14 protein-coding genes are annotated in these 13,109 nt (G+C 66.9%); 12 read left to right on the forward strand and 2 right to left on the reverse strand.

Annotated features, from left to right (window positions below; genetic code table 11):
- The 7 genes from phnL (at nucleotide 1) to arsB (ending at nucleotide 5,551) form a co-directional block, all read left to right on the forward strand.
- Entirely contained in the window at nucleotides 1-696 is a 696-nt protein-coding gene (phnL, locus tag ABEG18_RS08790) for a phosphonate C-P lyase system protein PhnL (RefSeq protein ID WP_406857688.1), read from the forward strand.
- Nucleotides 697-704: 8 nt separating this feature from the next.
- Nucleotides 705-1,850, forward strand: a complete 1,146-nt coding sequence (locus tag ABEG18_RS08795; RefSeq protein WP_406857689.1) for an alpha-D-ribose 1-methylphosphonate 5-triphosphate diphosphatase — start codon at nucleotides 705-707, stop codon at nucleotides 1,848-1,850.
- Nucleotides 1,847-2,443, forward strand: a complete 597-nt coding sequence (gene phnN, locus ABEG18_RS08800) for a phosphonate metabolism protein/1,5-bisphosphokinase (PRPP-forming) PhnN (RefSeq protein ID WP_406857690.1) — start codon at nucleotides 1,847-1,849, stop codon at nucleotides 2,441-2,443. The genes ABEG18_RS08795 and phnN overlap by 4 nt, the downstream gene beginning before the upstream one ends.
- Nucleotides 2,444-2,517: 74 nt before the next feature.
- A complete protein-coding gene (locus ABEG18_RS08805; RefSeq protein ID WP_406858570.1) occupies nucleotides 2,518-3,543 on the forward strand; it encodes an alpha/beta hydrolase in 1,026 nt (341 codons plus the stop codon).
- A 75-nt stretch (nucleotides 3,544-3,618) separates the two neighbouring features.
- Nucleotides 3,619-3,969, forward strand: a complete 351-nt coding sequence (locus tag ABEG18_RS08810; protein ID WP_406857691.1) for an ArsR/SmtB family transcription factor — start codon at nucleotides 3,619-3,621, stop codon at nucleotides 3,967-3,969.
- Nucleotides 3,962-4,495, forward strand: coding sequence for an arsenate reductase ArsC (locus tag ABEG18_RS08815; protein ID WP_406857692.1), 534 nt, complete (start codon nucleotides 3,962-3,964; stop codon nucleotides 4,493-4,495). Before ABEG18_RS08810 ends, ABEG18_RS08815 begins: the two co-directional genes overlap by 8 nt.
- A 6-nt stretch (nucleotides 4,496-4,501) precedes the next feature.
- Nucleotides 4,502-5,551: an ACR3 family arsenite efflux transporter gene (arsB, locus tag ABEG18_RS08820; protein WP_406857693.1), complete on the forward strand. Its 1,050-nt coding sequence runs from the start codon at nucleotides 4,502-4,504 to the stop codon at nucleotides 5,549-5,551.
- A 33-nt stretch (nucleotides 5,552-5,584) separates the two neighbouring features.
- On the opposite strand, the gene ABEG18_RS08825 is transcribed toward arsB, so the two are convergent.
- On the reverse strand, nucleotides 5,585-6,085 hold the full coding sequence (locus tag ABEG18_RS08825; protein ID WP_406857694.1) for an FtsX-like permease family protein: 501 nt from the start codon (nucleotides 6,083-6,085) through the stop codon (nucleotides 5,585-5,587).
- Between the two features lie 201 nt (nucleotides 6,086-6,286).
- Here ABEG18_RS08825 and ABEG18_RS08830 point away from each other — a divergent pair, with 201 nt between their 5' ends.
- The 3 genes from ABEG18_RS08830 to ABEG18_RS08840 all read left to right on the forward strand — a co-directional run bounded on the left by ABEG18_RS08830 (nucleotide 6,287) and on the right by ABEG18_RS08840 (nucleotide 9,744).
- Nucleotides 6,287-8,128 (forward strand): PAS domain-containing protein, encoded by a 1,842-nt coding sequence (locus ABEG18_RS08830; protein ID WP_406857695.1) that lies wholly within the window; start codon nucleotides 6,287-6,289, stop codon nucleotides 8,126-8,128.
- A 377-nt stretch (nucleotides 8,129-8,505) separates the two neighbouring features.
- Nucleotides 8,506-9,030, forward strand: coding sequence for a GAF domain-containing protein (locus ABEG18_RS08835; RefSeq protein ID WP_406857696.1), 525 nt, complete (start codon nucleotides 8,506-8,508; stop codon nucleotides 9,028-9,030).
- Nucleotides 9,031-9,300: 270 nt separating this feature from the next.
- Nucleotides 9,301-9,744, forward strand: coding sequence for a hypothetical protein (locus tag ABEG18_RS08840; protein WP_406857697.1), 444 nt, complete (start codon nucleotides 9,301-9,303; stop codon nucleotides 9,742-9,744).
- 126 nt (nucleotides 9,745-9,870) lie between these two features.
- On the opposite strand, the gene bla is transcribed toward ABEG18_RS08840, so the two are convergent.
- The gene (bla, locus tag ABEG18_RS08845) at nucleotides 9,871-10,623 is read right to left on the reverse strand and encodes a class A beta-lactamase (RefSeq protein ID WP_406857698.1); all 753 of its coding nucleotides are present in this window, start codon (nucleotides 10,621-10,623) and stop codon (nucleotides 9,871-9,873) included.
- 415 nt (nucleotides 10,624-11,038) lie between these two features.
- Between bla and ABEG18_RS08850 the strand changes: the two genes are divergently transcribed.
- On the forward strand, nucleotides 11,039-11,938 hold the full coding sequence (locus tag ABEG18_RS08850) for a LysR substrate-binding domain-containing protein (protein WP_406857699.1): 900 nt from the start codon (nucleotides 11,039-11,041) through the stop codon (nucleotides 11,936-11,938).
- A gap of 198 nt (nucleotides 11,939-12,136) precedes the next feature.
- Nucleotides 12,137-13,108, forward strand: coding sequence for an ABC transporter permease (locus ABEG18_RS08855; RefSeq protein ID WP_406857700.1), 972 nt, complete (start codon nucleotides 12,137-12,139; stop codon nucleotides 13,106-13,108).
- Nucleotide 13,109: the final 1 nt, after the last annotated feature.

A 13,109-nucleotide genomic window follows, 5' to 3' on the forward strand; every position in this document is an offset into this window, starting at 1 on the left:
ATGGAATCGCTCTCGATCGACCGCGTGGGCAAGACCTTCACGATGCACCTGCAAGGCGGCGCGCGCCTGCCGGTGGTGCGCGACGTGTCGCTCGCCGTCAGCCCGGGCGAATGCGTGGTGCTGGGCGGGCCTTCCGGCGCCGGCAAGTCCTCGCTGCTGAAGATCGTGTACGGCAACTACCGGTGCGACGACGGCCACGTCTGGGTGCGCGACGGCGACCATCGCGTCGATGTTGCGCGCGCCGCGCCGCGCCGCGTGCTGCGGCTTCGGCGAACCACGCTCGGCTATGTCAGCCAGTTCCTGCGCGTGATCCCGCGCGTGTCCGCCCTCGACCTCGTCGCGCAGGCGGCCGTCGAGCAGGGCGCATCGTCTGTCGAGGCTGCCGAGCGCGCCGCCGCGTTGCTGGAGCGCCTCAATGTGCCGCGCCGGCTCTGGACTCTGCCGCCCGCCACCTTCTCGGGCGGCGAGCAGCAGCGCGTCAACATCGCCCGCGGCTTCGTGGCCGAGCACCCGGTGCTGCTGCTCGATGAGCCGACCGCCTCGCTCGACGCCCGCAACCGCGCGGCCGTGGTGGAGCTCATCCACGGCAAGAAGCGTCGCGGCGTCGCCATCCTGGGAATCTTCCACGACGAGGACGTGCGCGACCGCGTGGCCGACCGCGTCGTGGACGTCACCCGCTTTTCCGCCGCAGCCTGAGAGATCCCATGGACCCGCGCGACTACGTGCTCTCCAACGCCACGCTGGTGCTCCGCGACCATGTCGTCGCCAAGGGCTGGGTGGCGGTGAGCGACGGCCGCATCGTCGAAATCGGCGAGGGAGTTGGTCCCGAGAAGGGGCTCGACCTGGGCGGCGACACGCTCATCCCCGGGCTCGTCGAGCTGCACACCGACCACCTGGAGCTGCACTACAAGCCGCGCCCGGCCGTGGAATGGCCCGCCGTATCCGCCGTTCTCGCCTATGACGCGCAGATCGCCGGATCCGGCATCACGACGGTGTTCGATTCGCTGCGCGCCGGCCAGGAAGACCGCCGCGACGCCGTGACCAACAGCCTGGAGATCCTCGCGGACGCGCTGGACGAGGCTCGCGCCCGAAACCTCCTGCGGGCCGAGCACCTCACCCATCTGCGCTGCGAGATCTGCACGCCGGACGTGATCGAGGTCACGAAGGCGTTCCTGGCCAAACGGCCCATTCACCTCATGTCGCTGATGGACCACACGCCGGGGCAGCGGCAGTTCCGGGATGTCGAGAAGTTCCTCGTCTACTACCGGGGCAAGACTTCGCTGACCGAAGCCGAGCTGCAGCAGCTGGTGTCCCGCCGGATCGAGGAAAACGAGCGCTACGGCGTTTCGAACCGCCGAGCGCTGGTGGCGATCGCCCAGGCGAACAAGGTGTCGCTGGCCAGCCACGACGACGCGACGCTGGAGCACGTGGCGGAATCGCTCGCCGACGGCGTGTCGATCGCCGAGTTCCCGACCACCGTGGAGGCCGCCAAGGCGTCGCACGCGGCCGGCATCGGCGTCCTCATGGGCGCGCCCAACCTGGTGCGGGGCGGCTCGCATTCCGGCAACGTCGCAGCCGAGGAGCTGGCGCGGCTCGGCATGCTCGACATCTTCTCGTCGGACTACGTGCCGGCGAGCCTGATCCACGCCGCCTTCGACCTCCACCGCCGCGTGCCCGCGATCACACTCCCGGACGCCGTCGCGACGGTGACGGACAATCCGGCGCAATCGGCCGGGCTCACGGATCGCGGTCGCATCGAGGTCGGCCTGCGCGCCGATCTGGTGCGCGTCACGCAGGGCGATCTTCCGGCCGTGCGCGCCGTGTGGCGCGAAGGACGGCGCATCTCGTGACGACCGGCGGCGCATTCGGGCCTGGACGGCTCGTGCTGGTGGTCGGGCCGAGCGGCGCCGGCAAGGACACCCTGATCGGCCTCGCGCGCGACGCCTTTGCAGGGGACAGCCGGGTCATGTTCCCGCGACGGCTGGTCAGTCGGCCGGCGGACGCATTCGAGGATCACGACACCATCACCGAGGAGGCGTTTCTGGACGGCGAGGCGCGAGGGTTGTACCCGCTGGCCTGGCAGGCGCATGGGCTCTGCTACGCGCTTCCGCCCTCTGTCGTCGATGCGGTGCAGCATGGGCGCGCGGTCATCGTGAACGTATCACGCGCGGTCATCCCGTTGGCGCGGCGACGCTTCGCCCAGGTCGCGGTCGTGCTCGTGACCGCCCCGCCGGACATCCTCGGACGGCGCCTTGCCGCGCGCGGACGCAATGAAAACATCGAAGCGCGGCTTGCGCGCGCAGCGCCGGAAACGATCGATGTCGCGCCCGATTTGTCGATCTTCAACGTCGGCGACCCCGTGGAGTCAGTTGCGGCCCTGAATGGTCTAATCGGCCGATTGCTGTCGGCTGATCAGGTCATGCCTGCACGATCACTTGGTTGATGACGCCTATTACAGTTGCATGACAGGGCGCGTGCAGGCACAAGGCAAGGTTCCGGTCGACCGGCGCCTTGCGGGTGAACGCGCGCATGTTTTCCACCCAGACCCTTTCGCTGTTCCAGCGGACCCGCCGGGAGCTGACACAAACCAAGCGCAGCGCTTCTGCATGGTCCGCCACCAGCGTCTTGGTCTCCTTGCCGTCCGATCCCACGCCAAAAGGCGTGGAAAGCGGCGTGCTCAGGATGGGGGACGGAATTCAGGTGCGCTTCGCGTCCTGGCGGCCGGCCGGGACGGCGCGCGGGACGGTCTGGATCATTCAAGGCCGCGCCGATTTCATCGAGAAATACTACGAGACGGTCCGCGATCTGCTGGCGCGCGGCTTCGCAGTCGCGACGTTCGACTGGCGCGGGCAGGGTGGATCCGAGCGGCTCGTCGCTGATCCGCGCCTGAACCACGCGGAGAGCTTTGAGCCGTATGTGGCCGATTTGCAGGACATCGTGGCCAAGCGGTGGTTCGCCGGATTGCCGCGGCCGTTTCATGCCCTGGCGCACTCCATGGGCGCCAACGTGCTGTTGCAGACGCTGGCGAGGAACGCCGGCCTCTTTGAAAGCGCCGTCCTGACGGCGCCCATGATCGCGCTCGCACCGAGCTTGCGGCCCAACGTGGCGCGGATCTTCGCCGCCGCCTTCGCGGCGGTGGGCCTCGGTCAGGCCTCGATCCCGGGCGGCCAGCGCAACGGAGAGGTGGCGGCGCCGTTCACGCGCGACAACCTGCTGACCTCGTGCCCGGTGCGGTATGGCCGGGCCGCCGACATCGTCGCCCACGCTCCGCACCTGACGGTCGGGCGTCCGACGATCGGATGGGTGCAGGCCGCCCTGAAAGCCATGGACGCGCTGCGGGAGGGGTCGGCCATTGCGACACCGGTGCTGATCGCCGCCGGGGACCGGGACCGCGTCACTTCGACGGCCGCCGCCCTGGCGCATGGCGCCGCCTTGCCGAACGCCCGGACAGTGACGCTCGCCGACTGCGCCCACGAGGTGCTGCTTGAAACCGACGCGGTGCGCGCCCGCTTCTGGGCGGCGTTCGACGCGTTTTTGACCTAGCCGCCGCTGAGCCTCTTGCCTGCGCCTCGGCCAAGTTGTAATCATCGTCTCAACATTTATAGAGATGTTGAGACGATGAAGGACTCAGAGGCTCTGGCGGCGTTCGCGGCTCTTTCGCAGGAGACGCGGCTGCACATGATCCGCGTGCTGGTCAAAGCCGGTCCGGACGGCATGGCGGCCGGTGTCCTGGCCGAAGCGGTAGGCGCGAGCTCGTCGCGGTTCTCGTTTCACATCAAGGAACTGGAGCATGCGGGCCTCGTCCGGTCCAGGCGGGCGTCACGCTCCATCATCTACAGCGCCTGCTACGATGGCCTGGGCGATCTCCTGAGGTTTCTCACCGACGATTGCTGCCAAGGCCATCCCGAAATCTGCAACCCGGCTCTGGCCGGGCTCGCCCCATGCTGTCCGGAGCCGGCCGATGTCTGAACCCGTCTTCAACGTCCTGTTTCTTTGCACGGGCAACAGCGCCCGATCGGTGCTGGCCGAAGGCATCCTGCGCAAGGACGGGGCCGGCCGGTTCCGCGCCTTCTCGGCGGGCAGCCAGCCTAAGGGCGAGGTGAACCCGTTTGCGCTGCGCATCTTGGAAGCCTTCGGCTATCCGGCGGACGGCTACCGGTCGAAGAACTGGGACGAGTTCGCCGTCGAAGGCGCGCCCCGCATGGATTTCGTGTTCACGGTCTGCGACAGCGCGGCGGGCGAGGCGTGTCCGTTGTGGCCGGGCCAGCCGGTGACCGCGCATTGGGGCATCGAGGATCCGGCCGCCGTCGAGGGGACGGACATCGAGAAGGAGCGGGCGTTCGCGGAGGCCTTCCGCCTCATGCGCAACCGCATCTCCGCCTTCCTGGCGCTGCCCGTCGCCAAGCTCGATCCGGCGTCGCTGCGCCACGGCGTGCGCGACATCGGCGGCATGGATGGAGCCTCCCCGGGCGTCTCGTCACAGCAGGACGCCTGAGCCGGCATGTCGACCTTCGAACGTTACCTCACCGTCTGGGTCGGCCTCTGCATCGTGGTCGGCGTGGCGCTTGGTCACCTGGTCCCGGGCGTATTCCACGCCGTCGGATCGCTGGAGCTGGCCAAGGTCAACCTCCCGATGGCGGCGCTGATCTGGCTGATGATCGTGCCGATGCTGATCCGGATCGACTTCGCGTCGCTCGGGCGGGTGCGCGAACATTGGCGCGGCATCGGCGTGACGCTGTTCATCAACTGGGCCGTCAAGCCCTTCTCGATGGCGCTGCTGGGCTGGCTCTTCGTCGGCTATCTGTTCCGGCCGCTGCTGCCGGCGGACCAGATCAATTCCTATATCGCCGGGCTGATCATCCTGGCCGCCGCCCCGTGCACCGCCATGGTGTTCGTGTGGAGCCACCTGACGCGAGGCGAGCCCCACTTCACGCTGTCCCAGGTGGCCTTGAACGACATCATCATGGTCGTCGCTTTCGCGCCGATCGTGGGCCTGCTGCTCGGACTGTCGGCGATCACCGTTCCCTGGAACACGCTCGTCCTGTCTGTCGCGCTCTACATCGTGATCCCGGTGATCTTCGCTCAGGTTCTGCGCCGCCGCCTGCTGGCGAGCGGGGAGGGCGCGTTAGCGCGATTGCTGCAGACCTTGCAGCCGCTTTCGCTCGTGGCCCTGCTGGCGACGCTGGTCCTGCTGTTCGGTTTTCAGGGCGAGCAGATCCTGGCCCAGCCCGGCGTCATCGCGCTGCTGGCGGCGCCGATCCTCATCCAGGTCTACCTGAATTCCGGTCTGGCCTACCTGCTCAACCGCTGGGCCGGCGAGCAGCACTGCGTGGCGGGGCCCTCGGCGCTGATCGGCGCCAGCAACTTCTTCGAACTCGCGGTCGCCGCCGCCATCAGCCTGTTCGGTTTCAACTCGGGCGCGGCCCTCGCCACGGTGGTCGGCGTGCTGGTCGAGGTGCCCGTCATGCTGTCGGTCGTCTGGATCGTGAACCGGAGCCAGGGCTGGTACGAGCGGGGGCGCTCGGCCGCCGACCTACGCGCTGTGCGCTGAAACGAGGCCGCAGGTGGCGAAGCGACGCCCGGACTACCCGCCCCGAAGCCCGGTGACGACGCTGCCCCGGTAGGCCGCGAGGGCCGGAACGAGGGCGAGGAGGGCGCCCAAAGCCGCCGCGAGAGCCATCATGGCCCATTCGTCCGGTCCGATCCGCGCGTTCAGTACGATGCCGAACCGCGCCGACAGGAGGGCCGAAGCGCCCGCGGTGGCGACGAACCCCATCGCCATCCCGGCGAGGGCGGCTGCGCAGACGAGCAGCGAGACGCCGAGCCACACGACCGCGAACACGAAGCCGCGCGGCGCGCCGATAGAGCGCAGCACCGCGATGTCGCGCCGGCGGGCGGACGCCAGCGCGAACACGCAGACCAGCACCGAGACGAATACGAGGGCCTGCGTGGCCAGCGCCATGGCGGCCATGACGGCTTTCACGTCGGCCAGCGCCCCATAAAGCTGCACCAGCACCTCGGCCGGAAACACCGCCATGGTGCGTCCGCCCCGGAACGCCGCGCGCAGCCGATAGGCGTCCGCCACGCTGGCCGCCTTGACCGATGGAGCCGGGCTGACATTCGCGGCCGACGAAATTTGCTCACGCCGGTATCGCAAACGATGGCATGAGCAAAATCTGCTCTCGGCGACGGTCAGGGTTGCGGTTACGGACATTCGTTCTGGTTGCGTGAACAAACCTTTTCGCCCACCAGCCTCAGGCCGCGCCCCAGCTGAGATCGCTCGCCCATGGCTTCTTCCGTCCTTTCGATCCCCGACGCTCTTCACGGCGCCGCTCGACCGGCCTCGCTGGTCAGCGCGCCCGACGAAGCGGCCGTTCCGCTCGTCGGCAACTGGGAGTGGGATTTTTCAACCGGCTCTCTCACGTGGTCGGACGGGCTGTTTCGCCTGCTGGGCCTCGTCCCCGGCGAGGTCTCGCCCGATCTCACGACGTTCCTCGCCATGGTCCATCCTGACGACCGCGACGCGGTCGCGGCCAGGACGACGGCGGCCAGGATGCAAGGCCAAGACCTCGACATCGAGTTCCGGACGCTCGGTCGGGACGGCGCTTCCAGGTGGGTCACCAACAAGGGGGAGATCTTTCGCGACCGGTCAGGTAACCCGGGATGGGCCGCCGGGACCTTGTTCGACATCACGCGCATTCGACAGGCGCAGAACGAGCTCGCCGCCCGCGAAGAGCGCTATCGGGCCCTGGTCACGCTCAACTCCATCGGGGAATGGCGCGCGACGCCGGACGGCCAGCAACTCGAGTGCCGCTTCTGGTTCGAGTTCACCGGCCAGACGCCCGACAACTCCCAGAACCATGGCTGGCTCTCCGCCGTTCACCCCGACGATGTGAGCTGGGTGAAGGGCATTTATTTCGACGCCCTGGACCTCGGGTCGAGCATGAGCTCGAGCTTCAGGGTGCGGCACCGTTCGGGCGAGTACCGTTGGTGCCTCTCCAAGATGGTTCCGTTGAAGGATCCGGATGGACGCGTCCGCGAATGGATCGGCGCCATCGAGGACATCGACCAGCGCCGCCGGGCCGAGGAACAGGCCCTCTTCGAGGCCGAGCGGCGCGGGCTCGCCCTGGAGGCGGCTCGCATGGTCGCCTGGAACTACGACACGGCTTCGCGCCACGTTCTGCGCTCGGACAACGCGCAGGAGGTCCTGGGCACCGGATGCGGCCCCGTGGGCGAATTGGAGCACTGGATTCATCCCGAGGACGTGGACCGCGTCTACGCCGCCCTGCGGCGCACCGAGGACTCCGGCGCGCCCTATGACATCGAGTACCGGCTCAAAGACAAGGACGGCCGCGTGCGCTGGGTGCGGGCGCGCGGGAAGCTGCTTCGCAACGTCCAGAATGGGCCGAACTGCGTCGTCGGGATCACGTTCGACATCACGGCCCACAAGGAGGCGGAACGGGCCCTGCAGCGGCTCGGCGCAGAGATCGACGTCCTCGAGTCGGGCCATGCCGCGCTGGCCTCGATCGCCGGCGACATCCTGTGGACGGCGGGCATCGATGGGAAGCTTGTCGACAGTCCCCAGTGGGCCGCCGTCACCGGACAAGCCCCGAGCGACATGCTTGGCTGGGGCTGGCTGAACGCCGTCCACCCTGCCGATCGCGAACGAACCCGCGAAGCCCTGAAGCGGCAAGCCTCGTCCACCGATGCGGAGACGGTCGACTACCGCCTGCAAGGATCCGACGGGACCTACGTCTGGATCCGATCGCGCGGCGCGCCCGTGCGGGACCGCGAGGGCAAGATCCGCGAGTGGATCGGCGCCTGCCAGTTCCTGGCCGACGGCGCCGCGCCACCGCAGACCGTCGCGGCTTCGTCGCTGGTCCGCAGCCGGCACCTCGTCGGCGGCGCGCAGGTGCGCGCGTCGCGCGGGCTGCTGAACTGGTCCGTGCGAGAGCTCGCCTCCGCGTCCGGCGTCTCCGTGTCCACGATCAGGCGGATCGAAGCTGCGGATGGCGTGCCGGACAACCGTGATCTTCGCAACGTCGCCAAGCTCCGGGACATCCTGGAAGCTGCGGGGCTCGAGTTCCTGGTCGCGTCGGACGGCAAGGGCGCGGTCAAGCTCGCCTAGCGCCCCGGCTCGAAACGGCGTCCGTCGGCACGCGGACGAGCGTCGAGTCCGGCCGGCGAAGCGGACGAGAACGAAATTCGTTCACCGCAAAAGCAACGGCAAAAGTTGCTTGTGGCAAGACACCAATTGCACACAAATTTTGTTCTAATGACTTAGACTGACTGATATTATGATTTGATCAATACATCCAGCTTCAAATGAGCCACCCACATATTCAAGGCTCTTCAGGCAGATTACGGGCAGATCAAGATGAGCCAGGATCGCGGCCGAAACAGACGACGCGACCGTCCGGCGCGGCCGCTGACGCAGTTGCGACCAAAGACAATGCAGGATCGGCCGGCGACTTTCAGCCCGAAAAACCAACCCCGAGACTTGTGATGTACCCGGTTCCCCCAAACGAAGCCGAGCGGCTGAGGGTTCTCGACGAGACCGGATTGATATTCTCCGAGCCCTCGCACAATTTCGACCGGTTGTGTCGGCTTGCGGCGGAGTTGTTCGACGCGCCGATGGCGGCCGTTTCTTTCCTCAGCAAGGACATCCAGTGGTTCAAGGCCAGCATCGGCCTGGATTTCGCGATGACGCCGCGCGAGGCGGCCTTCTGCAACCACACGATCCTGCACGAGGATGTCTTGGTGGTGAGCGATGCGTCTCGCGACCACCGGTTCGAAACGAACCCGCTTGTGACGGGCGACCCCGGCATCCGCTTCTACGCGGGCGCGCCGATCGTCTTTTCCCGATCCATCCGTCTCGGCACCCTGTGTGTGCTCGACGCCCGCCCAAGATCGTTCAGCGCTCTGCAGAAGAAATGCCTCAAGAGCATGGGGGAGAGCCTGGGCACCGAAACGCGCCTCATCTACGCGTTTCGGATGATGCAGCGGACCAGTCTGTGCAACGCCCGGTGAGGCGCGAGCGCTCGGAAACACCGACCGGGAGGATGAACGGCTGCCTGGCGCGCATGGTGAGGCTCGGCGTCAGGCGACCCGTCTCACCGGCTGGCGCCCCCCGCGCGCCGGCAGAGTGGGTCTTGAAGCCAGCGAGCACCTCGTCCAGTTCTCGGATGCGCTCCTCCAGCAGTCCGGCCGAGCTGGCGCTTTTCTCGGCCAACGCCGCGTTCTGCTGGGTCATCTCGTCCATGTCCGAGATGGCGCGGCTCTCTCGTCGATGCCGTTGGCTTGCCCGGTGGTGGCCGACGAGATCTCGCTGGTCGTTCCGACGACGCTGCGGGCCGCTTCGACGATCTGGTTCGAAGCCGAGCCGGCCGACCGCACCAGCGACACGTCGTTTGCGATTTCCTCGCCGGACGTCAAAAAGTCGCCAAGACGGCTGCGCCGCGCAGGAAGCGCGGCCCGGCCGGCTCACGATCGCCTTCGATCGATTACAAGAAAAAGGCGCCGGATCTCGTCGATTCAGCTCCGCAAAATCTCAGCGGCCTGCGCCCTCAGTTCAGGCCGGATAAGCTCGGCGATGAGGTTGCGCCATCGTGGCGGCGCGGTTCGTCCCTCGCCACCCACATGGTCGAGGCGCTGCCGCTCGCGGCGCTCGTGCTCGACCGATTTGCGCCCGGGCGCGTCGGGGTGGCCGGGTCGTCCTGGTCGCCGCCCTCTGGACCGCGCTGACGCTCTTGGAATTCCGCGCCGCCGTCGCTGGAGCCTCCCCTTTACCGTCCTGCGTGCCTCGTAAGGGGCGCCTCCGACAGGGCGCGGCCACGAGAAGGTGGCGTCCATTCGCGTCGACGTCGACGCTTAGCTTCCCACGACACGGATCATGGCGCGGCCGATCTCGGCTATGGCGGCGTTGCGGGCGTCCATCGAGGCGTCGGTCTCGCTGAGATAGATGGCAGACACGATCGGCAGGCCGCGCGGTGGCCAAAGCACCGCGAGGACGTTGCGCGTCCCATGACCGCCGGCGCCGGACCGGTCGGCGATCCGCCAGCCTTGCGGAAGGCTCGCCCGCAGCAGCGGCCCGGCGACCTGGTTCGCAACCAGCCATTCCTGGAGCTGCCGGCGGGATCCCGCCGAAAGAACGTCGCCCAGCACCAGCTTTCGGAAGCTCTCGGCGGCGGCGGCAGGGGTGGTCGTGTCGCGGAGGTCGCCCGGGGTCCCCTCGTTCAGCTCGGTTTCGCGACGGTCCAGTCGCGTGTCCGCATCGCCGATCTTGCGCATGAACGCCGTCAAGCCCGCCGGACCGCCGATCGCGTCGAGGATGAGGTTGGCCGCCGTGTTGTCGCTCACCCCCGTGGCGGCGGCGCAGATCTCGGCGAGGCTCATCGTGCCGCCGACATGCTTCTCCGTGACGGGGGCGTAGGACACGAGATCGCTGCTTCTGACCGCAACGCGATCATCGAGCCGCCTCTCGCCGGCATCGACCCGCGCCAGCAGGGCGGCGCAGGCAAAAGCCTTGAAGGTGCTGGCCATTGGGAAACGCTCGTCCTGCCGGTAGGCCCAACGACGGTCCGTTCCGACCTCCGACACCATCACGCCGACCCGCGCCTTCAATCGCGCCTCGATGTCGCGCGCGCTGTCGACAAAGGGGCCGACTGGCGCGGCCGCCAGCCTGAATGGCGTCGCCGAGGCGACGGCCGCGGCGCCTCCGGCGATGAGGGTGCGGCGGGATATCGGCTGAGTCACGGGAAGCTCCTGCAGACATGAAGGACGTCTGTGAAAGGTAAAGGGGATGGTGGCGGACGTTGGGCGGGACCATGGCCCCTGCCCACCTGCTTGCGCCTGGAGCCATAGGACGTCGCCGAGATGCGAAGCGACGTGGCTCACATTCCAGCGCGAAAGCGGAGCAACACGGGCAGCGCAAGCAACACGCGACATCTTGACCCACGACCCGAATGCCCGAAGCTCCGGTCTACGGATCACATCGCTGCTTGACGTCAGGTCGGGCCGGCGGCTGGGGAGGGGCGGATTGAATCTGCGGCATGTCGAGCTTTTTCGTCACATCATGAGATTTGGAACGCTGACGCAGGCGGCCGAAATCATGGCCATCTCTCAGCCAGCAGCCAGCAAAATGCTCGTTCATCTTGAGCGTACGACGGGAATCGTTCTGTTCGAGCGCTTGAAAGGTCGCCTCAAGCCGACCCGTGACGGCGAACTCTTCTACTCGGAAGTTCAGCGGACCTGGGAGGGGATCGAGAGACTCGAACGGATGTCGAAAGGCATCCGGGAGATGCGTCTCGGGCGGCTCAATCTCGGGGTGAAGCCCGCACTGGCCGGAACGATCATGCCGCCCCTCATCGCGCGCTTTCGGCGAAAGCACGAAAACACGACGGTCGCCCTCCATTCCCGCAGCTCGGAACGCGTGATCGAGTGGGCCATCGCGGGGCAGATCGACATCGGCATCACCAACGCTTCAACGCAGCACCCCAATGTGGCCTGCCGGGTCATCGCCCGCATCCCGGGCGTATGCATCGTGCCGGAAGGGCATAGGCTTGCCGGCGCGCGCGAGCTGCAGCCCGACGATCTGGCGGGCGAGGATTTCATCTCCATCGGCGCGGTGGAACGAAGCACCATCATCGAGAAGGCGTTCGACGCGGCTGGCGTCCAACTGAGGATCATGATCGAGGCCCCGATGGCGCACATGACCTGCGCCCTGGTGGCCAACGGCGCCGGGGTGGCGATCGTCGACCAGATCAACGCCGAGGCCTTCAAGGGGCGCGGCCTCGTGCTGAAGCCCTTCAATCCCGGAATTTCTTTTCCGGTCTGGCACTTGAGGCCGCTCAATCTCACGAGTTCGACGCTAGCCGACGCGCTGACGCAGGATCTCGAGGAAGAGTTTGAGCGCCTCGGCTTCCGTACGGAGACATGAAGTTGTGCGACGCAGCGCAGCCCGCCGGCTATAACCTGGAGGAATGACTTAGTAAAAACATGTTCTTTGACTGCGACATCATAACGCCCCTACGCTCTCTTCACGTTGATGCAGATCAAAGAGCTGGCATTGTCCTTCCAGAGGGAAGTGACGGGGACAGCGCTCTTCTGCAGATTCAGAGAAGAGAGGCGCGTTTCCTTGCCACGCATCGCCGTCTTCCTCGCCCGACGCCTGATGTTCGCCGCCGTGCTGATGCTGGGGGTCAGCGCCACGATCTTTTTTCTCATCAATTCCATCGGCAATCCGATCGAGTTGATGATGGCCGAGACTCCCGGAATCACGGGTGAAGTCCTCGACAAGATGAAGGCCTATTACGGCCTGGATCATCCGCCCATCGCACGATACTTCCTGTGGCTCGGGCGGCTCCTTCACCTCGATTTCGGCACCAGCATCATCTACAACCAACCGGTTGGATCGATGATCCTGCAATGGGGGTGGCAGACCCTCAAGATCCAGGTCCCGGCGCTGGTCATCGCGCTCGCGCTTTCCATCGTCTTCGGGATCACCGCAGCGCGACGCCAGCATTCGCGCTCCGATTTCACCGTGATGGGCGTGGCGCTTCTCGGGCAGTCGCTGCCGGCCTTCTTCCTCGGCGTCCTGCTGATCCTCGTCTTCTCCTACACGCTCGACTGGCTGCCGAGCTACGGCGCCTATTCCACGCGCAATCCGCTGTGGGGCAGCCCGCTGTTGGACGCCATCTGGCACCAGATCTTGCCCGTGACGATGCTGACCTTCTTCAACACGGCCACGCTCACCCTGTTGATGCGCTCCAACATGGTGGACGTGCTGAAAAGCGACTTCATCGCCGCCATGCGGGCGAGCGGCATTCCGGAACGGCGGGTCATCTATGTGCACGCCCTGCGCGCCGCCTTCATCCCGATGCTGACTTATCTGGGCCTGCTGATCGGCCTGATGCTGGGAACCGCGCCGGTGACCGAGTCCGTCTTCACGTGGCCCGGGCTCGGCTACCTCTACGTCTCCTCCATCCACCAGCTCGACTACCCGGTCATCATGGGCGCCAGCACCGTGATCGCCTTCATGCTGATCGCGACGAGCCTGATCACGGATGTGATCTACGTCCTGATCGATCCCCGCATCAGCCTGGAGTGAC

It is taken from the genome of Alsobacter sp. KACC 23698 (assembly GCF_045348435.1).
GTDB lineage: Bacteria > Pseudomonadota > Alphaproteobacteria > Rhizobiales > Beijerinckiaceae > Alsobacter.

Coding starts and splice junctions, on each gene's coding strand:
- ABEG18_RS08795 (WP_406857689.1), top strand. CDS start 705: ATGGACCCGCGCGACTACGTGCTCTCCAACGCCACGCTGGTGCTCCGC.
- ABEG18_RS08835 (WP_406857696.1), top strand. CDS start 8,506: ATGTACCCGGTTCCCCCAAACGAAGCCGAGCGGCTGAGGGTTCTCGAC.
- ABEG18_RS08830 (WP_406857695.1), top strand. CDS start 6,287: ATGGCTTCTTCCGTCCTTTCGATCCCCGACGCTCTTCACGGCGCCGCT.
- arsB (WP_406857693.1), top strand. CDS start 4,502: ATGTCGACCTTCGAACGTTACCTCACCGTCTGGGTCGGCCTCTGCATC.
- ABEG18_RS08815 (WP_406857692.1), top strand. CDS start 3,962: ATGTCTGAACCCGTCTTCAACGTCCTGTTTCTTTGCACGGGCAACAGC.
- ABEG18_RS08810 (WP_406857691.1), top strand. CDS start 3,619: ATGAAGGACTCAGAGGCTCTGGCGGCGTTCGCGGCTCTTTCGCAGGAG.
- phnL (WP_406857688.1), top strand. CDS start 1: ATGGAATCGCTCTCGATCGACCGCGTGGGCAAGACCTTCACGATGCAC.